A 22,719-nucleotide genomic window follows, 5' to 3' on the forward strand; every position below is an offset into this window, starting at 1 on the left:
CCTTCAGAGGCGCGCGGCGGACAACTCGATGATCTCGTCAGTGATTTCGTCCCGACGCACCCGCCTGTACTCGGCCAGCAGATCGGCGCTGCGCCGCTCGACGTTGCCCCAGGTGGCGACCATGGCCTGCATGCGTGCCTCGCTCCGCCGCGAAGGACAGCATCAGTGCCTCGCACAGCTCGGTGTAGAGGTACTCCTCCTCCGCCAAGCCGGCGACCAGAGCGCAGCACCGTGGGCACCAACGCGGTGAGATAGTCGACATGGCCCGGCAGCAGGCCAAAGCCGCCGCTGGCATCCTCGCCGCGAAACGCCACCACGTCCGTGCAGTCGACCAGCATCTGCTGCGGAGTGACGATTCGCAGACGCAGGGGAAGGCTTATGCCGGCCTCTCCCCGCGCCCGGCCGACGATGCGGCGGTCCTCGACGGCAAGCCCCACGATGCCGAGCAGCGAGATCACGTCCTGCAGGCTTACGGTAGTGCCCAATGATCCGGCGCGCCTCGGTGGCGATGGCGACGTGCTACGCGCCCACCACCAGCGGGCCGAGCAGCAACGAGGAGGAGGCGATGGGATCGACCGCCGGTACATGCCCTGCGCCGCCATGGCGCGGGACAGCACCACCATGCTGTCGACATGGGAGGCAGGGCGGTCACCGCCGGATCGGTGAAGTCGTCGGCGGGCACGTACACCGCCTCGATGACGGTCACCGCCACGCCGCCGACCGAAACGATGCGTTCCCGCAGCGCGGCCACCTCGTCGGCCAGGGTCGGCTGGTAGCCGACCCGCGACGGCAGGCGGCCGAGCAGGCTGGACACCCCGGCGCCGGCCTGCACGAAGCGGAACACATTGTCCATCAGCGGCAGCACGTTCTGCCGTCGCTCGTCGCGGAAGTATTCGGCGATGCTCAAGGCGGTCGACGGTACGCGCCAGCGCGCGCCGGGCAGCTCGCTCATCTGCCCGTAGACCAGCACGGTATGCATCAGCACGCCGCAGAGGTGGCCGCCAAGGCGATGGCGCGCACCCGTCGCGCGTCGAGATAAGCCTGCACCTCGGCCAGCGGCTCTCCATCGTCGCGCAGGATCGCCAAGGCATCGCCGATCGGCGGCAACTTCGCCGCGAACGTCACATCGATCACCGCACCGCGCACGGCACTGACCAGTCCTTCGAGCTGCGTTGCCACCATCTCTTTCCTCGTCCCCGGACAGGGCTCCCTTCCCTATCCATGGTGGACAAGGACCCCTTCGCGGCACAAGGTCGGATCGTCGCAGCCGTACTCCCGCAAATACTCAATGCCGCGCTTCCGGCTCCCCGCCGCGCTCCTGCACCAGTACCCAGGGTGCCACCACCACCGCCCACAGCGGCGGGTCGCGTTCGAGCAGGTTCTCGGCGCGACTTTCCTCCAGCTTAGCCAGTTGGCCGCCGCCCAGCCAGGCGGCCACGCTGGCCCGATCGTCCTCGGCGACGGCCAGCGCCACCGCCACCAGATCCACCTCGGCGGCGACCCAGAGCAGCGCGCCGCGAGCGAAAAAAGGCTGTAGCTCCGCCCAGCCGATCCGGGCCGTTTCGCCGAGCAACTTGACGTAGAGGGGGTTGGTCGTGTCTGTCATGGAAGATTCACCGGGCATGCGAGGGCTGCCATCATAGCGGCGCGGCGGAACCCGGCAAATGCTAGCCGGCAAGGTTTCCAAGCAGCGAAAGGCACCCTTAAACTGTAACGAAACGCCCTGCGCAGAAGAGGGCCGGGCCGGAGCGGCCCCCGCAACGACAGAACGAGGGATAACATGCACAAGGCTACCCGACACCTTTCCCGGCTGTTCGCCGCCCTGGCGCTGGCCGGAGCGGCGCTCCACGCGGCCGCCGCCGAACCGATCCGCATCGCCCTGGCCGGACCGGTCACCGGTCCCGTGGCGCAATACGGCGACATGCAGTTTATCGGCGCGAAGCTGGCCATCGAACGGATCAACCAGGCCGGCGGAGTGAACGGCCGACTCCTCGAAGGTACCGTCTACGACGACGCCTGCGATCCCAAGCAGGCGGTCGCGGTGGCCAACAAGATCGTCAACGACGGCATCGCCTTCGTCGTCGGCCACCTCTGCTCCAGCTCGACCCAGCCCGCCGCGGACATCTACGAGGACGAGGGCGTGCTAATGATCACCCCCGCCGCGACCAGCCCGCAGATCACCGCTCAGGGACACCGCTTGATCTTCCGTACCATCGGCCTGGACAGCCTGCAGGGACCGACCGCGGGCAACTTCATCGCCGAGCGGATCAAGCCCGGGCGCGTCGCGGTGCTGCACGACAAGCAGCAGTACGGCGAGGGCATCGCCAGCGCGGTCAGGAAGACCCTGCAGGACAAGGGTGTCGAAGTGGCGCTGTACGAGGGCATCAACGCCGGCGACAAGGACTTTTCAACGATAATCGCCAAGCTCAAGCAGGCCGGCGTCGACTTCGTCTACTACGGCGGCTACCACCCGGAACTCGGCCTGTTATTGCGCCAGTCTGCGGAAAAGGGTCTGAAGGTACGTTTCATGGGACCGGAAGGGGTAGGCAACAAGGAGCTTTCCGCCATCGCCGGGGACGCCGCCGAGGGCCTGCTGATCACCCTGCCGCGCGCCTTCGACCAGGCCCCGGAGAACCAGCCGCTGGTCGAGGCCTTCAAGGCCAAGAACCAGGACCCCAGTGGCCCCTTCGTGTTCCCCGCCTATGCCGCCGTGCAACTGATCGCCCAGGGCATCGCAAAGGCCGGCAGCGACGATCCTGAGGCGGTCGCCGAGGCCCTGCGCAGTAACAGCTTCGACACCGTGACCGGCACCCTGGCCTTCGATGCCAGGGGCGATCTGAAGGATTTCGATTTCGAAGTCTACGAGTGGCACCGGGACGCGACCAAGACGCCGGTCGAGTAGGTTGCCTACGCAGGAGCGAGGGAGATGCCCGGTCCTTGCCCGCGATGCTTTTGTCCAGCGCGGTCCCTGGCGGATCAGCGCTCGACCGCGAGGACTCGGCATCTCTCCCTGACTTCTCCCCTTTCGAGGAACACCCCATTGCCGGCCCCGCGCGGGCTTCGAGGAGTCCAGGCGATGCCCGATCTCTACCACTACCTGCAACAACTGGTGAATGGCTTGACGGTCGGCAGCACCTATGCGCTGATCGCCATCGGCTACACCATGGTCTACGGCATCATCGGCATGATCAACTTCGCCCACGGCGAGGTGTACATGATCGCCTCCTATGTGGCCTTCATCGCCATCGCCGGACTGTCCATGCTCGGCCTAGACCAGTTGCCGCTGCTGATGGCCGGCGCCTTCGCCGCGAGCATCGTGGTCGCCAGCGCCTACGGCTATTCCATCGAGCGCATCGCCTACCGCCCGCTGCGCGGCGGCAACCGGTTGATCCCGCTGATTTCGGCGATCGGCATGTCGATCTTCCTGCAGAACGAGGTCCTGCTCTCCCAGGGCTCGCGCGACAAGGCGATCCCCAGCCTGCTGCCGGGCAACCTAATCATCGGCGAAAGCGCCATGCACGGCGTGGTGATTTCCTGGATACAGATGCTGATCTTCGCCGTCACCCTGCTGGTGATGCTCGGCCTGACCCTGTTCATCTCCCGCTCGCGCCTCGGCCGCGCCTGCCGCGCCTGTGCCGAGGATCTGAAAATGGCCGGCCTGCTGGGCATCGACACCCACCGGATCATCGCCCTGACCTTCGTCATCGGCGCCGCCCTGGCTGCGGTGGCCGCGGTGCTGCTGGGCCTGCAGTACGGGGTGATCAATCCGCAGCAGGGCTTTCTCGCCGGCATCAAGGCGTTCACCGCCGCCGTGCTCGGCGGCATCGGCAGCATTCCTGGGGCCATGCTCGGCGGCCTGCTGCTGGGAATCGCCGAAGCCTTCGGCGCCGACCTGTTGGGCGATCCGTACAAGGATGTGGTGGCCTTCGGCCTGCTGGTACTGGTGCTGTTGTTCCGTCCCACCGGCATCCTCGGTCGCCCGGAGGTGGAGAAGGTATGAGCCCTCGACTGAAGACCGCCCTGTTCAGCGCTCTGCTGGTGCTCGCCGTGGCCTGGCCGGTGCTCGGCCTCAGGCTGACCACCGTCGGTATCCGCCTGGAAGTGCACAACGCCAGCCCGGCGCTGCTCTGCGGCATCGCCGCCGCGGCCGCCGCCATGTTCTGCTGGCAACTCTGGCGCGACCGCCTCGCCATGCTCTGGAGCGAAGCGCCGCGACCTCCCGGCGTGCCGGACCGGCTGAAGGACATCCTCACCCGACCCGCACCCCAGCGCTGGGGCATGCTCGCCCTGCTGCTGCCGGCCCTGATCTGGCCGTTCCTCGCCTCCCGCGGCGCCGTGGACCTAGCCACCCTGATCCTCATCTACGTCATGCTGGGACTCGGCTTGAACATCGTGGTCGGCCTCGCCGGCCTGCTCGATCTCGGCTACGTAGGCTTCTACGCGGTCGGCGCCTACACCTACGCCTTGCTCTCGCAGCACTTCGGTCTGGGCTTCTGGACCTGCCTGCCGATCGCCGGGGCGATGGCCGCGCTGTTCGGCTTCCTGCTCGGCTTTCCGGTGCTGCGCCTGCGCGGCGACTACCTGGCTATCGTCACCCTGGGCTTCGGCGAGATCATCCGCATCCTGCTGCGCAACCTCACCGAACTCACCGGCGGTCCCAACGGCATCGGCGGCATCGACAGGCCGACTTTCTTCGGCCTGACCTTCGAGCGCCGCGCCCCGGAGGGCTTGCAGACCTTCCACGGCTTCTTCGGCCTGCCCTACGACTCGGCGGACAAGGTAATCTTCCTCTACCTGATCGCCCTCTTGCTGGTGCTGCTCACCCTGTTCGTCATCAACCGCCTGCTGCGCATGCCGATCGGCCGCGCCTGGGAAGCCCTGCGCGAGGACGAGATCGCCTGCCGCGCCCTGGGCCTCAACTCCACCGCCATCAAGCTCTCGGCTTTCACCCTCGGCGCCTGCTTCGCCGGATTCGCCGGCAGCTTCTTCGCCGCCCGCCAGGGGCTGGTGACGCCGGAGTCCTTCACCTTCATCGAGTCGGCGGTGATCCTCGCCATCGTCGTGCTGGGCGGCATGGGCTCGCAACTGGGGGTAATCCTCGCCGCGGTAGTGATGATCCTGCTCCCCGAACTGATGCGCGAGTTCAGCGAGTACCGCATGCTGCTGTTCGGCGCCCTGCTGGTGCTGATGATGATCTGGCGGCCGCAGGGCCTGTTGCCCATGCAGCGCCCGCACCTGGAGCTGGAACCATGAGCCGCCCGCTGCTGGAAGTGCGCGACCTGGCCATGCGCTTCGGCGGCTTGCTGGCGGTCGACGGCGTGAACCTCCGCCTCGGCGAACGGCAGGTGCTGTCGATGATCGGCCCCAATGGCGCCGGCAAGACCACGGTGTTCAACTGCCTGACCGGCTTCTACAGGCCCAGCGCCGGCGAGATCCTCCTCGACGGCGAAGCGATCCAGGGCCTGCCGGGCCACAGGATCGCCCGCAAGGGCGTGGTGCGCACCTTCCAGAACGTCCGCCTATTCAGGGAGATGACCACGCTGGAAAACCTCTTGGTGGCCCAGCACCGCCACCTGAACACCAATTTCTTCGCCGGCCTGCTGAAGACTCCGGCCTTCCGCCGCAGCGAGCGCCAAGCCCTGGAGTTCGCCCATCACTGGCTGGAACGGGTCGGCCTGCTCGATTGCGCCAACCGTCCCGCCGGCACCCTCGCCTACGGCCAGCAGCGCCGTCTGGAAATCGCCCGCTGCATGACCACCCGCCCGCGTATCCTGATGCTCGACGAGCCGGCCGCCGGCCTCAACCCACGGGAAACCGAGGAGCTCAAGGCATTGATCGGCCTGCTGCGTGACGAACACGGCCTCGGCGTGCTGCTGATCGAGCACGACATGCCGCTGGTGATGGGCATTTCCGACCGGATCGTGGCGATCAACCAGGGCCGTCCGCTGGCCGAGGGCACGCCGGCACAGATCCGCAGCCATCCCGAGGTGATCAAGGCCTATCTGGGAGAAGCCTGATGCTACGCTTCGACAACGTTTCTACCTGCTACGGCAAGATCCAGGCGCTCCACGGGGTGAGCTTGGAGGTGCGCGAAGGCGAGATCGTCACCCTGATCGGCGCCAACGGCGCCGGCAAGTCGACCCTACTAATGACCCTCTGCGGCACGCCACGGGCCAGCGCCGGGAGTATCCGCTACCGCGGCGAGGAACTGGTCGGCCAGGATACCGGCGCGATCATGCGCAAGGGCATCGCCGTGGTCCCGGAAGGCCGGCGCATCTTCGCCCGCCTGACGGTCGAGGAGAACCTCGCGATGGGCGGCTTCTTCGCCAGCCGGGGAGAAGTCGAGGAACGCCTGGAGCACGTGCTGGAACTCTTCCCACGGCTGAGGGAGCGCTACGCCCAGCGCGGCGGCACCCTGTCCGGCGGCGAGCAACAGATGCTCGCCATCGGCCGCGCGCTGATGAGCCGGCCGCGCCTGCTGCTGCTCGACGAACCCTCCCTGGGCCTGGCGCCTCTGATCATCCAGCGGATCTTCGCGATCATCGAGCAATTGCGCGAGGAAGGCGTCACGGTCTTTTTGGTCGAGCAGAACGCCAACCAGGCGCTCAAGCTGGCCGACCGCGGCTACGTGCTGGAGAACGGGCGGATCGTCATGCAGGGCACGGGCGAGGAACTGCTCGGCGATGCGCGGGTATGCGAAGCCTACCTGGGCGGCTGAGTTATCCAGGGCGTGCCATCGATCGTTTCTTGCGTTGCGACCAAGCCTGTTCTGGCACAGGGCGAGGCGCGAGGAGAGAAGTCTGGTCATTGCAGACAAACAACGAGCAACGCCACGCTGCGCCAAAACAGGCCCGTCCCTTCAGTTGGGGCGACGACTCACATGGAGGGCCATAAAAACCCACGGGCTAGAGCATTTTTTGAAAACACGAATTCGACATACAGGGGTTGCTCTTCCTGGTCATTTCGGGCCTCCTCTCCCGCTCAGACAAGGAGACCAGAATGGCTCGAGCATACAGTGCCGATCTTCGCCGACGCGTCGTCGACGCGGCCATGGGCGGGCTGTCGGCTCGGCAGGCCGCCGAGCGATTCGACATCGGCACGGCGACGGCGATCGTGTGGGTACGGCGCTTTCGGGAAGGCGGGGAGCTCGTCGCCCGCCGACAGGGCAAGCCCCGGGGCTTGCGGCTCGATCCCCATGCGCACTACCTGCTCGGCCTGCTCGAGCAAACCCCCGACCTGACGCTGGCCGAGCTCGCCGCAACCCTCGAGCGGGAGCGCGGTATTCGGGTCAGCCTGGCGACGGTATGGACGTTTCTCGACCGGCACGGCATGACGTTCAAAAAAAGACCGCGCATGCGGCCGAGCAGCAGCGGCCGGACGTCCAGGCAGCGCGACAGGAGTGGCTCGAGGAACAACCCGGCTTCGACTGGCGCAAGCTGATCTTCGTCGACGAAACCGCCGCCGCGACCAACCTGGCCCGCCTACGAGGCTGGGCCCCTCGCGGCGAGCGCTGCCTGGCCGCGGTCCCTCACGGTCACTGGAAAACCACGACCTTTACCGCCGGCCTGCGCGTGGATGGGCTAACTGCTCCGCTGGTGCTCGACGGCGCCATGAACGGCCCGGCCTTCCTGGCCTATGTCGAGCAGGTTCTGGTTCCCGAGCTGACGCCCGGCGCTATCGTGGTGATGGACAACCTGCCGGCCCACAAGGTGGCGGGGGTACGCCAGGCCATTGAAGGCGCAGGAGCCACACTGCGCTACCTGCCTCCCTATAGCCCCGACCTGAACCCGATCGAAAGGGCATTCTCCAAGCTCAAGGCGCTGCTGCGAAAGGCGGCGGCGCGGACCGTGCCGCAGCTGTGGCAGAGCATTGGCGAGGCAATCGGGCAGTTCTCGGCGCAGGACTGCAGGCACTCCTTCGAGGCAGCCGGATATGAATCGGGATAAGGTAAAAATGCTCTAGCTACCATGCCCTCGTAATTTCGCTTCAACTTGTCGTAGCGGAACGACACAGCGCGGTAATGTTTCATCCGGTAGAGCATCCCCTCGACCGTCATGCCTAGATCCGGCTTGTGATAAATGGCTTGCTGAAGCAGAACGTTTTCCAGCTTCGACCAGAGTGCGTCACCGAGCATCGATCGGGGTATTGTAAACTCGCGGGATTATCGGGCCGGGCGCCTGAATTCTGCGGGTTTGCTCTTCCCCCATCGACGCCCCAGGCTCAAAACGTCAACGGCCTCTGGAAGCGGCACAGCGGATGTGTCTGCGCCAGCTCAATGTCAGCAGTAGGCCACCTGGGCTCAGGACCGGCATCCCCTTCCCCTTGCAAACAGCGGTTCGCAGTGCCCCGCAGCCAGTCTGGGCAAAACCTAGGTCTGCCCCTGCGAACCTGAGGCACCGACCTTCAGAAGGACTCCCACGCACCGCCCTTCTCGCTCCCACCGCTGGCCAATGCAAGCGGTGGGAGAGATAGTGCGGGTGCGGCGGCCACCGGCAACTTCCCGGTCACACGTACGGCAGGACGCGGTGAAGGGCTCCCCACCGAGGCCTGATATACGGCGTTGCCGCCGGCATCCTCGCGCAGCCGAAACACGCCCACAGCCTCCGCGAGTCGGGCGGCCTGCGCCTTGAGCGAACTGGCAGCGGCGGCAGCCTCTTCCACGAGCGCGGCATTCTGCTGGGTCACCGTGTCTATCTGAGCAATGGCCTGGTTCACCTGCTCGATGCCTTGGCTTTGTTCGGTGCTGGCGGCGCTGATCTCGCCAAGGATATCCGCCACGCGCTTACTGCTCTGCACGAGGGCCTCCACCTTGCGACCGGCTTCCGCCACCTGTCGCACTCCCTCGCTAGCTTTGCCCACTGAATTCTCGATCAACGCCTTGATGTCCTTGGCCGCGGTGAGCGAGCGCCCCGCCAGTGCACGCACCTCCGAGGCGACAACGGCAAAACCTCGGCCCTGCTCGCCCGCGCGCGCCGCTTCCACCGCCGCATTGAGCGCAAGAATGTTGATCTGGGAGGCGATCCCGTCGATCACACCGACGATGTCGGCGATCTTATGCGAAGCGTCGTTGATCTCCCCGACTGTCGTGACCACATCGGCAACTACCCGGCCACTCTCGGCAGCGGCTTCGGAAGTGCTGGCTGCGAGCTTGTTGGCCTGGCCCGCGTTGTCGGCGTTCTGGCGCACGGTACTCGTGAGCTCCTCGATGGAAGCTGCGGTTTGCTGCAGTGCACTGGCCTGTTCCTCGGTGCGACTGGACAGGTCCTGGTTACCCGCGTCGATCTGGCCCGAAGCGGTGGCTATACCGTCGGCGCCGCCGCGCACCGAGCCGACGATCTGGGCTAGGTTGTCCTGCATGCTGCTGATGGACGCGAGCAGCCTGCCCATCTCGTTGTTGCCGGGCACATGGATACGCTCCGTCAGATCACCCTTGGCCACTTGGTCCAACTGCGCAATGGCGTAAGCGAGGGGGCGCAGGATGACGCTCCGAAGCATGTACAGCACGGCCACGGTGAGCGCGACGGCGACGAGCAGCGAGATCGCCATGACCCACTGCATCATCCGGAACTCTTGCTTGCGCTCGGCGGCAAGCGCATTCGCGGCTTCCTGTGAGCTCTTCTGGTACTTTTCCAGCGCCTGGGAAAATCTGCCGCCGGCTTTGTCGATGCCCGTCACATTCAGCTCGAAGTAGGCATTGACGTCGCCAGCTTGCAAAAAGGCCGTGGCCTTGTCGAGCATCTCGGCCAGGGCGTTCGCCGCTTCCACGAGCTCTGCCTTGATCGATTCGTCGCCCTGTATGACGATGGACAGACCGTTGAACTCCTGCGTTTTGGCCAGCATTCGATCGTAGGTCGTCTTGATGTTCTTGAAGATCCAATCTTCGGCCTTGCCGTTCTTCAGCAAGGAGGCATAAACCATCGCCAGACCGGCCCGCGTGCGAGCAGAGTCCTTATATACGTCGTTGATCAGGATGACGCGGCGCCCCGCCTCATGGACGAGCACGGTGGAGTCGTTCGATTTGCCCAGCATTAAGAAGCCGGCACACGAAATGAGTAGGATCAACGAGGCAAATAGCGCCACGGCACCTATCAAAGCAGTACGAACCGATACGTTCTTCATTTTTTCTTTCCTTGCTTGGTCCACAGTGTGAGCAGGAGCGAATACAGGCGACCGCGGACGGCAGCGGGCGGGGCCTCCGGGTCCAGCGGGGTGGCGAACAACTCATCGCGCAGTTCGGCGCGGGCAGCGCCGGCCTGGGCCAGCAACGGCAGGAAATAGGCCTGGCCGCGTTCGCGTACCAGACTGGCGCCATAGCTGAAAAGACTCACGGAGACGGGGTAGAGGTACATTATGGTTATTCCTCTGAAATCAATTTTATTTTTTGACCGAACAGTCCACGGGCTGTCGGCTGGGTGGATGGGTGGATGGGTGGATGGGTGGATGGGTGGAGCCCCGGACGATCAGTTGTGCCTTGAAATCGAAGCGGCTGGCCGGCCCTCGGGCTCCTTGCAAAGGATCGAGCAGGCACTCGAAGGCAGTCACGCCGATCCGCTCGGCCGGCTGGGCAAGGATGGTGATACCGCTGCCCAGGGGATACCAGTCGAAAGCGATCAGGCCGATCTCCTCGAACAGCCTATACGACAAGTTGAAGCGAAATTACGAGAACACGATAGCATATAGCCTGTATTCTTCTATAGCTCCTATGTGATTTATGCCACCCTTGTTTTGCAATAGAGATCAACGATGGGTGCTGGCTTGCCTAAATCTATCCGGCGTCTGGTTGGAGCATGCTCCGCGCAACGGTGAGAGTCGCGCCCGTCGATCCTGAAACGTCAACAGATGGTATGGACGCCCCCCGGCAGCGGGCCGACCGCAGCACCTCGGCATCGATAGAGGCTCCTCGCTGCTCAACATCTAAGTGCCAAAGTGAAGCGTGTGAACAAGCATCCCTTGAGCCGGAGGATCCCCCATGAACCCTAGAGCATTTTTACCTTATCCCGATTCATATCCGGCTGCCTCGAAGTAGTGCCTGCAGTCCTGCGCCGAGAACTGCGCAATCGCCTCGCCAATGCTCTGCCACAGCTGCGGCACGGTCCGCGCCGCCGCCTTTCGCAGCAGCGCCTTGAGCTTGGAGAATGCCCTTTCGATCGGGTTCAGGTCGGGGCTATAGGGAGGCAGGTAGCGCAGTGTGGCTCCTGCGCCTTCAATGGCCTGGCGTACCCCCGCCACCTTGTGGGCCGGCAGGTTGTCCATCACCACGATAGCGCCGGGCGTCAGCTCGGGAACCAGGACCTGCTCGACATAGGCCAGGAAGGCCGGGCCGTTCATGGCGCCGTCGAGCACCAGCGGAGCAGTTAGCCCATCCACGCGCAGGCCGGCGGTAAAGGTCGTGGTTTTCCAGTGACCGTGAGGGACCGCGGCCAGGCAGCGCTCGCCGCGAGGGGCCCAGCCTTGTAGGCGGGCCAGGTTGGTCGCGGCGGCGGTTTCGTCGACGAAGATCAGCTTGCGCCAGTCGAAGCCGGGTTGTTCCTCGAGCCACTCCTGTCGCGCTGCCTGGACGTCCGGCCGCTGCTGCTCGGCCGCATGCGCGGTCTTTTTTTGAACGTCATGCCGTGCCGGTCGAGAAACGTCCATACCGTCGCCAGGCTGACCCGAATACCGCGCTCCCGCTCGAGGGTTGCGGCGAGTTCGGCCAGCGTCAGGTCGGGGGTTTGCTCGAGCAGGCCGAGCAGGTAGTGCGCATGGGGATCGAGCCGCAAGCCCCGGGGCTTGCCCTGTCGGCGGGCGACGAGCTCCCCGCCTTCCCGAAAGCGCCGTACCCACACGATCGCCGTCGCCGTGCCGATGTCGAATCGCTCGGCGGCCTGCCGAGCCGACAGCCCGCCCATGGCCGCGTCGACGACGCGTCGGCGAAGATCGGCACTGTATGCTCGAGCCATTCTGGTCTCCTTGTCTGAGCGGGAGAGGAGGCCCGAAATGACCAGGAAGAGCAACCCCTGTATGTCGAATTTGTGTTTTCAAAAAATGCTCTAGCGGTGCAGGTCAGAAGCCGTTACGAGGGGATGCTCGCGCGCTGCTGGTAGAGCACGGGCCTGCCTGAGCCAACGATTCGATCAGAATGATGGCGCATAGCCTTTCAGACAAAGGTTGTATTTTATTTTTGATAGAAAAGATTTTATATAGCATATATTATATAGATAATTAATTTTAAAATAATAATGTAAAATAAATATTCAACTTTAATAAAGTAAACGGATTTAGCAAAAATGAATGATACTATTGCTCTTGGCCTGTCTGGCTACGCGGTAATATTTTTCACACTGCTGTGCGCCTATATTATCTTCGGTATTGCAGGCTTTGGTACTGCACTAGTGGCCAGTCCCATTCTGGCCCTTTACGTTCCTGTAGCTAAGATCGTTCCGTTGCTGGCACTCATGGACATGTGTGCCGCCTTCGTAAACGTTAGCCGTGAGGGCCGTAAAGCTAACTGGCAGGAGCTCAAGCGGCTTGTGCCTTTGATGATTATCGGGAGCCTTATTGGAGCGGCAATTCTGCTCAAAGCACATCCCAATATCCTGCTACTGGCTCTAGGGGTCTTCGTTGTTGGTTATTCGCTATATTCACTCAGCGGCCTTAAGCCCAATCGGGAATTTACAGCGGCTGCGGCGGTACCCTTTGGATCGATAGGCGGAATATTTAGCGCTCTATTTGGCAGTGGCGGCTTCATCTATGCAATTTACCTTAGTAGTCGGCTGCATGATAAAGACTCGATGCGTATTACCCAAACTACTTTGATTGGGCTTAGTACTCTTACTCGTGTCATTCTATTCGCGCTCGCCGGGGTCTATCTTGATACGAGTTTACTGTGGCTGGCGTTGATTTTAGCGCCGGGTATGCTAATGGGCATTACTCTAGGTCGGCGCATCACACTTAGCATGTCCCGCGATCAGTTTCTCAAGTTAATAAATGTTTTGGTTTTAGCTTCTGGTACCATGCTGATAGTCCGCTACTTCTCCTGATCTATCTATTTGTTCTAATTGTTTTTACTCATCGGCCACTGCTGGTGCTCTCTTGTTACATCCTAAACAAACGATAAAGGATATTGATAATGGAAGATCTCCAACGCAACGAGATGATGACTGGACGTGAGTTTTTGGAAAGTCTCGATGATGGACGAGAGGTCTATATTTATGGAGAGCGGGTACAGAATGTGTGCGAGCATCATGCCCTGCGTAACAGTGCCTATTCCGTATCACGGCTTTACGATGCTCTTCATGATCCAGCCAGCCAAGATGTAATGACGGCCATCGACCCAGATGGTTATCGAACCCACCGGTATTTCATGCCGTCTAGATCAGCACAGGAACTCTTGCAGGCACGAGATGCGATTGCTTATTGGTCGCGACTATCCTATGGATTCATGGGGCGCACTGCTGACTACAAGGCCGGCTTTACAGCTACTTTGCGTTCTGACCCACACATCTATGCACCATTCCAAGACAATGCCTTATCTTGGTATCGCAAAACCGCGAGAAAAGTCTTGTTCTTGAATCACGTATTGGTCAATCCGCCAGTGGGGCGCGCACGCCAGATTTCAGACATGCGGGACATTTACCTGCATGTAGAGAAGGAAACTGATGCGGGTATTATCGTGCGCGGTGTAAAAATGGTCGCGACCAGCGCCGCGTTCTCAAATGCCACGTTTGTCGCTCAGAATAGCGCAACGCATTATCAAGCCGGGTCAGAAGAAGATTTTGCTTTGTGCTTCATCCTGCCAATGAACGCACCCAACCTCAAAATTATGTGCCGGCGCTCCTATGAAGCGTCCTCGCTGAGCCCATTTGATCATCCATTATCCAGTCGCTTTGATGAAAACGATTCGATCCTAATTTTTGATGGCGTCCTAGTGCCTTGGGAAAACGTTCTTATATACCGCGACATCGAAAGAGCCCGCAATTTTTATGCTGCTTCCGGATTCCTGAACCGCTACCCACTTCAGTCCGGAACCCGGCTGGCTGTAAAAATGGATTTCATCTGCGGGCTATTGACCAAAGTGCTGTCTTCTAACGGCTCTTCCGAGTTTAGGGGTATTCGTACGCGCCTAGCGGATATTGTGGCTTTGCGAAATCTGATGTGGGCTTTAACCGAAAATCTGTGCCTTGATCCGGAAATTCGTCAGGACGGATCTGTGGTCCCGCGTCTCGAAGCCGCTGCCACTGTGCGTTACTTCGGTACTCAAATGATGAGTCAACTGAAGCCAGTGTTTAATACTATTCTTGGTGGTTCTCCGATCATGCATGTGGCGAGTTGGCTAGATATGGCCAACCCTGAGATCCGCCCCTTGATCGATAAGTATTACCTGGGAACTGATCAAAGTGCCTCCGACCGTATGAAGCTTATAAAACTGTTATGGGATGCACTGGGTAGCGAATTCGCTGGCCGTCATGAAATCTATGAACACAATTACGCTGGTAATCATGAGCAGGTACGCCTAGATATGCTGCGTCACTGTGAAAGTGCCGGTGTTCTAACTCAGTGCACAGATCTAGTAGATCGCTGCCTGGCGGACTACGATGAACATGGTTGGGCGCGCCCCGGCTGGCAGTTCGAACCTCAACAGCCCGAAATCTGCTAAAAACTTTTTAATAAAAGCCGACAGCATCTATTGGCGCTGTCGCGCTCATCTTTTACCTGAAAATAGGAGAAACCGATGTTATACAACGGTGAATGGAATCGTGAAGAGCTTGACTACCAGGCCCTAGTCAACCAATGGCATGTAGTGGCACTCAGCGAGGATGTGGAGGCAAGCAAACCCAAAGCAGTCCGTTTGTTGGGTGAAGACTTGGTGTTATGGAGAGACGAAAGCGGCCAGGTAAACGCCTGGAAAGATTATTGCGGACATCGAGGGCCTAAATTGTCCCTCGGCTGCGTTAAGCAGGGGCAATTAGAATGTCCTTACCATGGTTGGCGCTTTAACAGTCAGGGCGATTGTACCCTAGTGCCGGCCCACCCGGATCGGAGCGGACCTTCATCGGAGCGCCTTATCTTTCGGCACTTTGCAGAAGAGCGATACGGCTATATTTGGGTCTGTCTTGAGCAGCCAGCTCGGTCGTTGCCCGAACTACCCCAGTGGGAAGACGATGCTTATAGGAAGGTCTATGCTGGCCCCTATTATTATAAGGCCAATGCTCTTCGAGCGCTTGAGAATTTCATCGACCCATCGCATTTCCCTTTTGTACATCCCAACCTCAACGGTTTACCTGATGCGCCTGAGCCACTCAAAAAATATACCGTCAGCTTAGATGAACGAGGATTGCACTCTTCAGAAATTGCCGTTTTCCAGCCTTATGGAGATCATCGCGGAATTCCTGTTAACGCTCGCTATAACTACTCTATACTCAATCCAACGACAGCGTATTTCAAAAAGAAGACCGGACAAATCGAGCGGTTTTGCACATTTTTTAATGCAACACCGGTCGACGAGGCAGAATGCATTATCTGGCTGATCGTCGCGATTAACTTTGGTCCTGATCTAACCTTGGAGCAGATTTTATCGCGTCAAAACCTCGTGTTTGAACAAGATCGACATATTGTCGAATCGCAACGCCCTGCCCGGCTACCCCTAGACCCGAAGGCGGAAATGCATGTCAACAGTGACCGGATGGGGTTGGAATATCGGCGCTGGTTAAAAAATTTGGGTGAAGCTGCAAGAAGCAGAAATCTCATTCAGCAGAATCGTAGCGTTTCACTCTAACAAGGACGTTGTCTATGAGCATCGACAATATCGAGTTTCTTGCTAGCCGAGAATCCAACGCACGTACCTATGCGCGAAACATTCCTAAAGTGTTGAGTCAGGGCAGTGGTATTCATGTTTTGGACAGTGAGGGTCGCCAATATATTGATTGTCTTGCATGTGCAGGCGCCCTACCTCTTGGCCATAACCATTCCTTTGTCCAAGAAAGGGTCATCCGCTTTCTTCAGTCGGGTCAGTTACAACAAGCCTTGGACCTTGCTACGCCAGCCAAACTGCACTTTGTGGAAGCGTTATTTAAAGCGTTGCCTAAAAGTTTTGCAGAACAAGCGAAGGTGCAGTTTTGCGGCCCCTCCGGTGCGGATGCGGTAGAAGCTGCTCTCAAACTCTTTAAAACGGCAACAGGCCGCCGTCCGATCTTGGTATTTCACGGAGCTTACCATGGTATGACCATCGGCACATTGGGCATGATGGGCAATCTTTCCCCAAAACAGGCGATCAGCGGCATGCCCGCCGAAGTACAATTTTTGCCTTATCCCTATATATTTCGTAGTCCTTTCGGGGATCAGGTCGATGCACTTGAAACTGAGCGACTTAGCTTGGCGCTCTTAGAAAATGTGCTCACTGATCCCGAAAGTGGCGTTGGTAAACCTGCCATGGTGCTGCTGGAGGCCATTCAAGGCGAAGGTGGATGTATTCCGGCTAGTGCAAATTGGTTGCAGCAAGTCCGAGAAATCACTGCACGTCACCAAGTCCCCCTGGTGATAGATGAAATCCAGACAGGTATCGGCCGCAGTGGCGACATGTTCGCCTTTGAGCATGCAGGTATTACTCCAGACGCAATACTGCTTTCCAAGGCAATTGGCGGTGGCTACCCGCTTTCACTGCTGCTTTACCATGAGCAATACGATCAATGGAAGCCTGGTGCGCATGCGGGCACCTTTCGTGGCAATCAGATTGCCTTGGTGAGTGGCGCGGCTACCTTGGAGTTCATTCAGCGTGAGGGCTTACTGCAACATGTACATAAGGTCGGCGAAGAGCTACGCCAAGGTTTCGTTCAGCTAAAAGACCGCTACCCCTGCATTGGTGATGTTCGTGGGCGAGGGCTGATGCTGGGAGTTGAGCTGGTAGACCCAGAGGGGAAGCCCGATGCCATGGGTCATCCAGCTGCGGCAGCTGCCCTCGCTTCTGCTGTCAAAAAGGCGTGCTTAGAAGAAGGCTTGATCATTGAGACTGGCGGGCGCCATGGCGCGGTACTGCGTTTCCTTCCGCCGCTGGTGATTAAATCTGAAGATGTGCATGAAATTCTTGATCGACTAGATCGAGTTTTGGGAAAACAAATCTTTGCCAATTTTCCGCATCAGTTTCCGATGAATGTATTGGAGGCCCAGGCATGAGTACTCCTTCAGCCATTTTGGACATCCTTGGTATTGGGTTTGGGCCAGCAAACATTGCTTTGGCAATTGCACTTGAAGAACTCGCTCCACAATTAAGTGTTCGCTTTCTGGAGCGTCAGCCTGCGCCCACATGGCATCCCAATATGCTTTTGCCGGGATCTGATATACAAAACCATCCGCTTCGTGACTTGGTGACCCCACGCAATCCACGCAGCCGATATAGCTTTACAAACTTTCTATTCGAGAACCAGCGGCTCTACGAGCACCTCAACCTGCCCCTGCACTATCCCTTGCGGGTCGAATATGCTCAGTACGTGAGCTGGGTAGCAAGCTTTTTTAAACATCAGGTCGACTACAATTGTGAGGCCATTTCAGTAGAGGCGGTGGAAGACGGATCAGAGGGCAGTATCGATCATTATCATGTGCGCGCAACAGATGGCCGCGTATACCGAGCGCGCAGTCTGGTATTAGCGCCAGGGCGTACTCCTCATATTCCAGCGCTATTCACAGGAATAGATGATATCCGAATTTGTCATTTGAATCATTACCTGCCTGCACTCTCGGAAACCATCGAGGGCACACAAGGTCGTTGTCGCGTAGCCGTGATCGGAGGAAGCCAAAGCGCAGTTGAGATTCTGCTACATGCCAGCGAACAATCCGGCGTGCAGGAAGTGGTGGGCTATACCCGTAACTTCGGTTTTAGGCAGAAGGATACCAGCCCATTTTCGGATGAAGTTTATTTTCCTGAGTTCGTCGATATCTTTCACAGGGCTAACCCTGAACAAAAGGCCCGACTGCGTCAAGAGCTCGTGTATACAAACTACTCGTCTTCTGATATCGACGTACTTAATCAGCTCTATATCAAGCGCTATGAGCAAAGCCTACGTGGCGAGCGTCAGTTGGAAATAATGACCTGTCAGGAAATCATAGCCTGCGAGCCCAGCCCTGAAGGCGTTTACTTGCAAAGCCGAAATTTCCTTACGAGCCAGATCTGTAGGAAGTCGTTTGACCTAGTGGTGCTAGCCACCGGCTTTTTGGATTTGGGCCTAGGAGATCGGCAGGAGCCCTGCCCGCCATTACTTGCCCCACTAGCCGCCAAGCGAAAGAAAGATGACAGCCACTTAGAAATTGCACGGGATTATGGGGTGGATGTAGTGCCATCTCTGCCAACCTACCTCAATGGCCTCTGTGAGTCCTCCCATGGAATGGGAGATGCAGGTTCTTTCAGCTTGCTCGCCCTACGCTCGCAGACCATCGTCGAGTCGCTGGTCAAGCATTTGCGGCTGGTTGAGTATCAGCGCTATGTCTGAAACAACACTAGCCGAACTATTGGCGGCCCCTTCAGTTTGGCAAGCTCAATGGCCTTGGCGAACGATGTACGCAGCAAAGATTCCCTTCGAGAGTGATGTTGTCATTGTCGGAGGAGGAATCAGCGGTTTGTCAGCGGCGTTGCAGGCCCTTGATGCAGGTTGTTCCGTGACCGTGCTTGAGGCGCTCCGGGTAGGGGCAGGGGCAACAGGGCGTAATTCAGGTTTTGTGGTGCCAGTGCCATCGCGTCATACGCCTGAGTCCTTGAGGCATCTTCTAGGCGATGCCGCACAGAGGTTTGTTCATGCCCTTCAGCAAACGGCTTGTGACATTCTCACCACGTCGAGTGCGGCATCGGCAGCCCGAGGCTGGATACAGCCTTGGGCAAGTCATCCGCTACCTGACCTCATCGCGCTAGCTAGGGGCTGGCGCGCGTTGGGAATTGACGTCGAAGTCGTCGAACGCGAGCAGATGAAGGCAGCTCTGGAAACAGAGCATTATGCGGCTGGCCTGTGTTATTCCGCTGGAGGCTCTGTGGACCCCTACGCCCTGGCTCAGGAAATGGCTAGCGCAGTTACCCAGCGAGGAGGAGTGATCCTGGAGGACTGCCCGGTCCTAAAGATCAAATCCTATGCCACCTATGTTGGTGTGATAACGCCGCGCGGTGAGGTCAAGGCCGGGCGGATCTTCGTTGCCGGAAACGTCTATGGGATTGAGGCTAGCCGTATCACCCGACAAGCCGTAAGTCCTATTGCTCTAGTTTTAGCCACCTTTGCGATGCCACACGCAGAGACAGAGCCCCTAACGGGGCAGATGCCCTTCTCGGATAGCCGAAAGGATATGTGGTTTTTCCGTCGGCTAGAACGAGGACGCGTTCTCACGGGCTGCTTTGCTCTGCCATTAGTGCAGTCGGTTAATGCTTGTTGTGACTTGCTTCGGGAGCGTGTCTGTAAGGTTTATCAAAGGGTGCCAGTGGCGATTGAGCACCAATGGGCAGGATGGGTGGGGTTAACTCACGATGGGATGCCTTTGGTTCGGCAAGCAGATGAACGCATCGTGAGTTGGAGCGGCTGCAATGGGCGAGGTATCGCTCTATCCATTTTGATGGGCCGGACGCTTATGGACTGTCTTTTAGGCCGAGACGGAATACGATTGCCTTTTAAGTCTCCCAACTATTTATATAGGGGAGGCCTTTTTGGCTGGCTGGCACAAACACTCATCGCCATCGACCGTTATAAACAACGTCGTACCATGCTGTCGCCCTCTCCACTGCCTAAGTCTTCAGAGAAGTCATAATGAGCATATGTCCTTTCCATTACCGTGAATATCGCTGTACTGATCAGGGTCTTATCAATCAATTCATTGATACCTTTCCTCTGGCGCTGATTACCTCACAACTGGACAGGCAGTTTCAGAGCAGCCATATCCCTCTGTTGCGCGCCATCGACGGGACTCTGTTCGGCCATGTGGATCGCCGCAACCCCCAGTTCAATGAATCAACGCGACTTAATTGTCAGATAGTATTCATAGGGCCCTCCAGCTACATCCCGCCCGAAGGTTATCAAGGCAAGCAACTGCCTACATGGAATTACTTGGCTGTTCATATGCAAGCGGAAGTCGAGGTGCTTCACGAAGAAGCTAGAAACCTTGAGATCCTCAAGCAGAGTGCAGATCAGCTTGCTAGGCAGCGGTCAGCCTATAGCGTCGATCCACAAGATCCACGAGTACTTCACAATCTGCCCTATATATTGGGCCTCTCTATCCACCCTAGAAGCATAGAGGGACGTTTCAAATTATCTCAAGACAAATCCAAAAAGGATCAAGAAGCTGCCCTTGAGTGGATTCTAGAACAGAGTCGAGTTGATCATAAACAGTTGCTCGATCAACTTCTCCTCTTTTCCTCATTTTCAGCTAATGTTTAAGGTGCTTTATGCCAATTGTTCGAATAGAAGACTCAGTTCCACGCAGTGCTGAGACCAAGCAGAATATCATTGAAGTGGTATATTGCTGTTTGAAAAGTATCTTTAGGGTAAATGACGAAGAGCTGCAGGCTCGCTACCAGACATATGATAAGGAGAATTTCCATGCCCCAGGAGGAAAGCTGGAGTACCTACAGGTAGAAATAACAATTTTTAAAGGTCGCACTTTTGAAACAAAACACAAACTCTATCAGGCGTTAAGTGGTGAGCTTGCGAAGCTACTAAATATTTCGCCTGAAGCCATACTAATCATTCTAAATGAACATAAGGCTGAAAACTGGGGGATGAGAGGAGGCATTCCAGCCAGTGAAATCGACTTTGGATATTCGATCACCATCTGACAGTCAGTCTTATAAATAAGACCTCAAGGAAAACTCCGTATGTGGACGCTTCCAACAAGTGGTGAGTAATGCTGTTTCAACCCTGTCGTCAGTGTGGTCGTATTTGTATATCCGGCCTTCCATGGGCGTTGTCGCCCGGGCCATTCCATAGGTCGCGCAACGGGAGCCAAGCGCTCAATCGATCACCAGGATCAGCATTTTTATCGGCCTTGCTCCGCCGCAGGACTCGCCTGTTCCGACAGTGTCGCTTTTCACCACAACCACGAGAAAACCAACTCCTGATTACCCTGGCCCGCCGTCAGGCGGGCTGCCTGCTCTGCTACTTGCCGCTGAAGCGCCGCTCATGGCACCACACCGCTCAGCAGACCCGTACCAGCTTGTTCGCCAACGCCGCCGTCGCCACCGCCCAGCGTTGCAGCCGGGTCAGGCGCTGCGGGGTCTTGGCCTGACAATGGCCTTGGATCAGCAGGGTGCGCACGTAGGTGTTGCCATGCCGGCTGATATGCCCCAGTTTGCGCCGGTCGCCGCTACTGGATTGCTGTGTGTTTAGATACTAGTCGAACTGGACATACGGGTTGAACCGCCCCGGGTTTCCCGGAGGCTCCAACTCTTGAGAGGATGGAGCCATGAAGACAGCAACGAAGTATTCCCCTGAAGTCCGGCAGCGGGCGGTTCGTATGGTGTTCGAGCATCAGGACGAGCACGAGTCGCAGTGGGCGGCGATTAATTCCATCGCTGCGAAGATCGGCTGCACAGCCGAGACGCTGCGCCGCTGGGTGAGACAGGCCGAGCGCGATACTGGACTGCGTGAGGGACAGACGACGCCAGAGCGTGAACGGATCAAGGCGCTCGAGCGGGAGGTGCGTGAGCTGCGCCAAGCCAACGAGATCCTGCGCAAGGCCTCAGCCTATTTTGCCCAGGTGGAGCTCGACCGCCGCTTCAAGCGATGAAGGCATTCATCGATGAGCACCGCGAGCTTTACGGGGTCGAGCCGATCTGCAAGGTATTGCCGATCGCCCCATCGACGTACCGCCAACATGCCGCTCGGCGCACCGAGCCCAGCCGGCTATCGCTCCGTGCGCAGCGTGACGGGCATCTGCGCAGGCATATCCAGCGGGTCTGGGAGGAGAACTTCCAGGTCTACGGGGCACGCAAGGTCTGGCGGCAGTTGCGGCGCGAAGGCATTGCCGTGGCCCGCTGCACGGTGGAACGCCTGATGCGGCAGATGAGGCTGCACGGCGCGGTACGCGGCAAGCCGGTCAAGACTACGGTCAGCGACAAGGCTGCGTCCTGTCCGCTGGACCGGGTGAATCGGCAGTTCCGAGCCGAGCGTCCGAACGCGCTGTGGGTGTCGGACTTCACGTATGTCTCCACTTGGCAGGGCTTCGTCTATGTCGCTTTCGTCATCGACGTGTTCGCCCGGCGCATCGTCGGCTGGAGGGTGTCCAGCTCGGCCCTTACCGAGTTCGTGCTGGATGCGCTGGATCAGGCCCTGTATGTACGTCGACCCGCCAGCCACGCTGGGCTGATCCACCATAGCGATCGCGGGGTGCAGTACGTATCGATCCGCTATACCGAGCGCCTGGCCGAGGCTGGCATCGAGCCGTCCGTAGGTAGCGTGGGCGACTCTTATGACAATGCCCTGGCCGAGACCATCAACGGACTCTACAAGGCCGAGGTGATCCATCGCCAGTCCTGGAAGAACCGCGAGGCGGTGGAACTGGCCACGCTGGCCTGGGTGGACTGGTTCAACCACCGGCGGCGGCTGGAACCGATCGGCAACGTACCTCCGGCCGAGGCCGAAGCGGCTTATTATCGCCAACTCGACGAGTCCGCCATGGTGGCGTGACTCACACCAATGAGCCTCCGGAATTCCCGGGGCGGTTCAGGTGGCAGTGTTTGATCCGGTGCTGTTCGTGTTTCTCAATCGGGTGCGCAATCGG

The 22,719-nt window shown here is 59.0% G+C and carries 22 protein-coding genes, 4 pseudogenes and 1 other annotated feature; of the genes and pseudogenes, 15 read left to right on the forward strand and 11 right to left on the reverse strand.

All coding sequences use genetic code 11. The features are described 5' to 3' along the window. Nucleotides 1-3: 3 nt before the first annotated feature. From ACGI6K_RS13260 to ACGI6K_RS13280, 5 genes and pseudogenes are all read right to left on the reverse strand, one after another. Nucleotides 4-132, reverse strand: a complete 129-nt coding sequence (locus tag ACGI6K_RS13260) for a hypothetical protein (protein ID WP_376943760.1) — start codon at nucleotides 130-132, stop codon at nucleotides 4-6. A gap of 149 nt (nucleotides 133-281) precedes the next feature. Further along, nucleotides 282-587: pseudogene (locus tag ACGI6K_RS13265) on the reverse strand (hypothetical protein); the annotation flags it as partial. After that, nucleotides 470-979 (reverse strand): hypothetical protein, encoded by a 510-nt coding sequence (locus ACGI6K_RS13270; protein WP_376943762.1) that lies wholly within the window; start codon nucleotides 977-979, stop codon nucleotides 470-472. The gene ACGI6K_RS13270 and the pseudogene ACGI6K_RS13265, both read right to left, overlap by 118 nt. After that, complete coding sequence (locus ACGI6K_RS13275) at nucleotides 979-1,182, reverse strand: hypothetical protein (RefSeq protein ID WP_376943764.1); 204 nt, start codon at nucleotides 1,180-1,182, stop codon at nucleotides 979-981. The genes ACGI6K_RS13270 and ACGI6K_RS13275 overlap by 1 nt, the downstream gene beginning before the upstream one ends. Before the next feature lie 103 nt (nucleotides 1,183-1,285). Further along, nucleotides 1,286-1,606: a DUF2288 domain-containing protein gene (locus ACGI6K_RS13280; protein ID WP_376943766.1), complete on the reverse strand. Its 321-nt coding sequence runs from the start codon at nucleotides 1,604-1,606 to the stop codon at nucleotides 1,286-1,288. 174 nt (nucleotides 1,607-1,780) lie between these two features. Here ACGI6K_RS13280 and ACGI6K_RS13285 point away from each other — a divergent pair, with 174 nt between their 5' ends. The 6 genes from ACGI6K_RS13285 to ACGI6K_RS13310 all read left to right on the forward strand — a co-directional run bounded on the left by ACGI6K_RS13285 (nucleotide 1,781) and on the right by ACGI6K_RS13310 (nucleotide 7,946). Beyond that, complete coding sequence (locus tag ACGI6K_RS13285; RefSeq protein ID WP_376943768.1) at nucleotides 1,781-2,902, forward strand: branched-chain amino acid ABC transporter substrate-binding protein; 1,122 nt, start codon at nucleotides 1,781-1,783, stop codon at nucleotides 2,900-2,902. 174 nt (nucleotides 2,903-3,076) lie between these two features. Beyond that, entirely contained in the window at nucleotides 3,077-4,000 is a 924-nt protein-coding gene (livH, locus tag ACGI6K_RS13290; protein WP_376943770.1) for a high-affinity branched-chain amino acid ABC transporter permease LivH, read from the forward strand. Further along, entirely contained in the window at nucleotides 3,997-5,253 is a 1,257-nt protein-coding gene (locus ACGI6K_RS13295; protein ID WP_376943772.1) for a high-affinity branched-chain amino acid ABC transporter permease LivM, read from the forward strand. The genes livH and ACGI6K_RS13295 overlap by 4 nt, the downstream gene beginning before the upstream one ends. Next, nucleotides 5,250-6,017, forward strand: coding sequence for a high-affinity branched-chain amino acid ABC transporter ATP-binding protein LivG (gene livG, locus ACGI6K_RS13300; RefSeq protein WP_376943774.1), 768 nt, complete (start codon nucleotides 5,250-5,252; stop codon nucleotides 6,015-6,017). The genes ACGI6K_RS13295 and livG overlap by 4 nt, the downstream gene beginning before the upstream one ends. Beyond that, nucleotides 6,017-6,718 (forward strand): ABC transporter ATP-binding protein, encoded by a 702-nt coding sequence (locus ACGI6K_RS13305; protein WP_376943776.1) that lies wholly within the window; start codon nucleotides 6,017-6,019, stop codon nucleotides 6,716-6,718. The genes livG and ACGI6K_RS13305 overlap by 1 nt, the downstream gene beginning before the upstream one ends. A 281-nt stretch (nucleotides 6,719-6,999) precedes the next feature. Further along, nucleotides 7,000-7,946, forward strand: a protein-coding gene (locus tag ACGI6K_RS13310; RefSeq protein WP_394542937.1) for an IS630 family transposase whose coding sequence is annotated in 2 segments (ribosomal slippage) — nucleotides 7,000-7,345 and nucleotides 7,345-7,946 — 948 coding nt in all. Because the reading frame shifts where the segments join, the coding sequence is not laid out codon by codon here. A gap of 2 nt (nucleotides 7,947-7,948) precedes the next feature. On the opposite strand, the pseudogene ACGI6K_RS13315 reads toward ACGI6K_RS13310, so the two are convergent. The 5 genes and pseudogenes from ACGI6K_RS13315 to ACGI6K_RS13335 all read right to left on the reverse strand — a co-directional run. Continuing rightward, a pseudogene (locus ACGI6K_RS13315) lies at nucleotides 7,949-8,050 on the reverse strand (IS5/IS1182 family transposase); the annotation flags it as partial. Nucleotides 8,051-8,403: 353 nt separating this feature from the next. Further along, nucleotides 8,404-10,119: a methyl-accepting chemotaxis protein gene (locus tag ACGI6K_RS13320; protein WP_376949376.1), complete on the reverse strand. Its 1,716-nt coding sequence runs from the start codon at nucleotides 10,117-10,119 to the stop codon at nucleotides 8,404-8,406. After that, complete coding sequence (locus tag ACGI6K_RS13325) at nucleotides 10,116-10,349, reverse strand: hypothetical protein (RefSeq protein WP_394542938.1); 234 nt, start codon at nucleotides 10,347-10,349, stop codon at nucleotides 10,116-10,118. Before ACGI6K_RS13325 ends, ACGI6K_RS13320 begins: the two co-directional genes overlap by 4 nt. Before the next feature lie 25 nt (nucleotides 10,350-10,374). Further along, nucleotides 10,375-10,647 (reverse strand): annotated as a pseudogene (locus ACGI6K_RS13330) (hypothetical protein); the annotation flags it as partial. Between the two features lie 345 nt (nucleotides 10,648-10,992). Next, nucleotides 10,993-11,939, reverse strand: a protein-coding gene (locus tag ACGI6K_RS13335; RefSeq protein ID WP_394542939.1) for an IS630 family transposase whose coding sequence is annotated in 2 segments (ribosomal slippage) — nucleotides 10,993-11,594 and nucleotides 11,594-11,939 — 948 coding nt in all. Because the reading frame shifts where the segments join, the coding sequence is not laid out codon by codon here. Between the two features lie 327 nt (nucleotides 11,940-12,266). Between ACGI6K_RS13335 and ACGI6K_RS13340 the strand changes: the two genes are divergently transcribed. The 8 genes from ACGI6K_RS13340 (at nucleotide 12,267) to ACGI6K_RS13375 (ending at nucleotide 20,776) form a co-directional block, all read left to right on the forward strand. Next, nucleotides 12,267-13,019, forward strand: coding sequence for a sulfite exporter TauE/SafE family protein (locus ACGI6K_RS13340; RefSeq protein WP_376942443.1), 753 nt, complete (start codon nucleotides 12,267-12,269; stop codon nucleotides 13,017-13,019). A gap of 89 nt (nucleotides 13,020-13,108) precedes the next feature. Beyond that, nucleotides 13,109-14,635, forward strand: coding sequence for a 4-hydroxyphenylacetate 3-hydroxylase family protein (locus ACGI6K_RS13345; RefSeq protein ID WP_376942441.1), 1,527 nt, complete (start codon nucleotides 13,109-13,111; stop codon nucleotides 14,633-14,635). A 75-nt stretch (nucleotides 14,636-14,710) separates the two neighbouring features. Continuing rightward, on the forward strand, nucleotides 14,711-15,754 hold the full coding sequence (locus ACGI6K_RS13350) for an aromatic ring-hydroxylating dioxygenase subunit alpha (RefSeq protein ID WP_376942439.1): 1,044 nt from the start codon (nucleotides 14,711-14,713) through the stop codon (nucleotides 15,752-15,754). A gap of 14 nt (nucleotides 15,755-15,768) precedes the next feature. Beyond that, nucleotides 15,769-17,148: a diaminobutyrate--2-oxoglutarate transaminase family protein gene (locus ACGI6K_RS13355; RefSeq protein WP_376942437.1), complete on the forward strand. Its 1,380-nt coding sequence runs from the start codon at nucleotides 15,769-15,771 to the stop codon at nucleotides 17,146-17,148. Next, a complete protein-coding gene (locus ACGI6K_RS13360) occupies nucleotides 17,145-18,458 on the forward strand; it encodes a SidA/IucD/PvdA family monooxygenase (RefSeq protein WP_376942435.1) in 1,314 nt (437 codons plus the stop codon). The genes ACGI6K_RS13355 and ACGI6K_RS13360 overlap by 4 nt, the downstream gene beginning before the upstream one ends. A gap of 64 nt (nucleotides 18,459-18,522) precedes the next feature. Further along, complete coding sequence (locus tag ACGI6K_RS13365; protein ID WP_377968699.1) at nucleotides 18,523-19,752, forward strand: NAD(P)/FAD-dependent oxidoreductase; 1,230 nt, start codon at nucleotides 18,523-18,525, stop codon at nucleotides 19,750-19,752. Then, the gene (locus ACGI6K_RS13370; RefSeq protein ID WP_376942431.1) at nucleotides 19,752-20,378 is read left to right on the forward strand and encodes an FMN-binding negative transcriptional regulator; all 627 of its coding nucleotides are present in this window, start codon (nucleotides 19,752-19,754) and stop codon (nucleotides 20,376-20,378) included. The genes ACGI6K_RS13365 and ACGI6K_RS13370 overlap by 1 nt, the downstream gene beginning before the upstream one ends. 8 nt (nucleotides 20,379-20,386) lie before the next feature. After that, the gene (locus tag ACGI6K_RS13375; protein ID WP_376942429.1) at nucleotides 20,387-20,776 is read left to right on the forward strand and encodes a tautomerase family protein; all 390 of its coding nucleotides are present in this window, start codon (nucleotides 20,387-20,389) and stop codon (nucleotides 20,774-20,776) included. Between the two features lie 358 nt (nucleotides 20,777-21,134). Here ACGI6K_RS13375 and ACGI6K_RS13380 read toward each other — a convergent pair. After that, nucleotides 21,135-21,326 (reverse strand): annotated as a pseudogene (locus ACGI6K_RS13380) (transposase); the annotation flags it as partial. A gap of 76 nt (nucleotides 21,327-21,402) precedes the next feature. Between ACGI6K_RS13380 and ACGI6K_RS13385 the strand changes: the two are divergent. After that, nucleotides 21,403-22,625 (forward strand): IS3 family transposase gene (locus ACGI6K_RS13385; protein WP_377968701.1). Its coding sequence is split into 2 segments (ribosomal slippage): nucleotides 21,403-21,688 and nucleotides 21,688-22,625, totalling 1,224 coding nucleotides; the frame shifts between segments, so codons are not numbered across the junction. Further along, nucleotides 21,681-21,797 (forward strand) — a sequence feature (AL1L pseudoknot). (Overlaps the previous gene by 117 nt.) Nucleotides 22,626-22,719: the final 94 nt, after the last annotated feature.

The sequence above is a fragment of the Azorhizophilus paspali genome, from assembly GCF_043587585.2.
GTDB classification, from domain to species: Bacteria; Pseudomonadota; Gammaproteobacteria; order Pseudomonadales; family Pseudomonadaceae; genus Azotobacter; species Azotobacter paspali.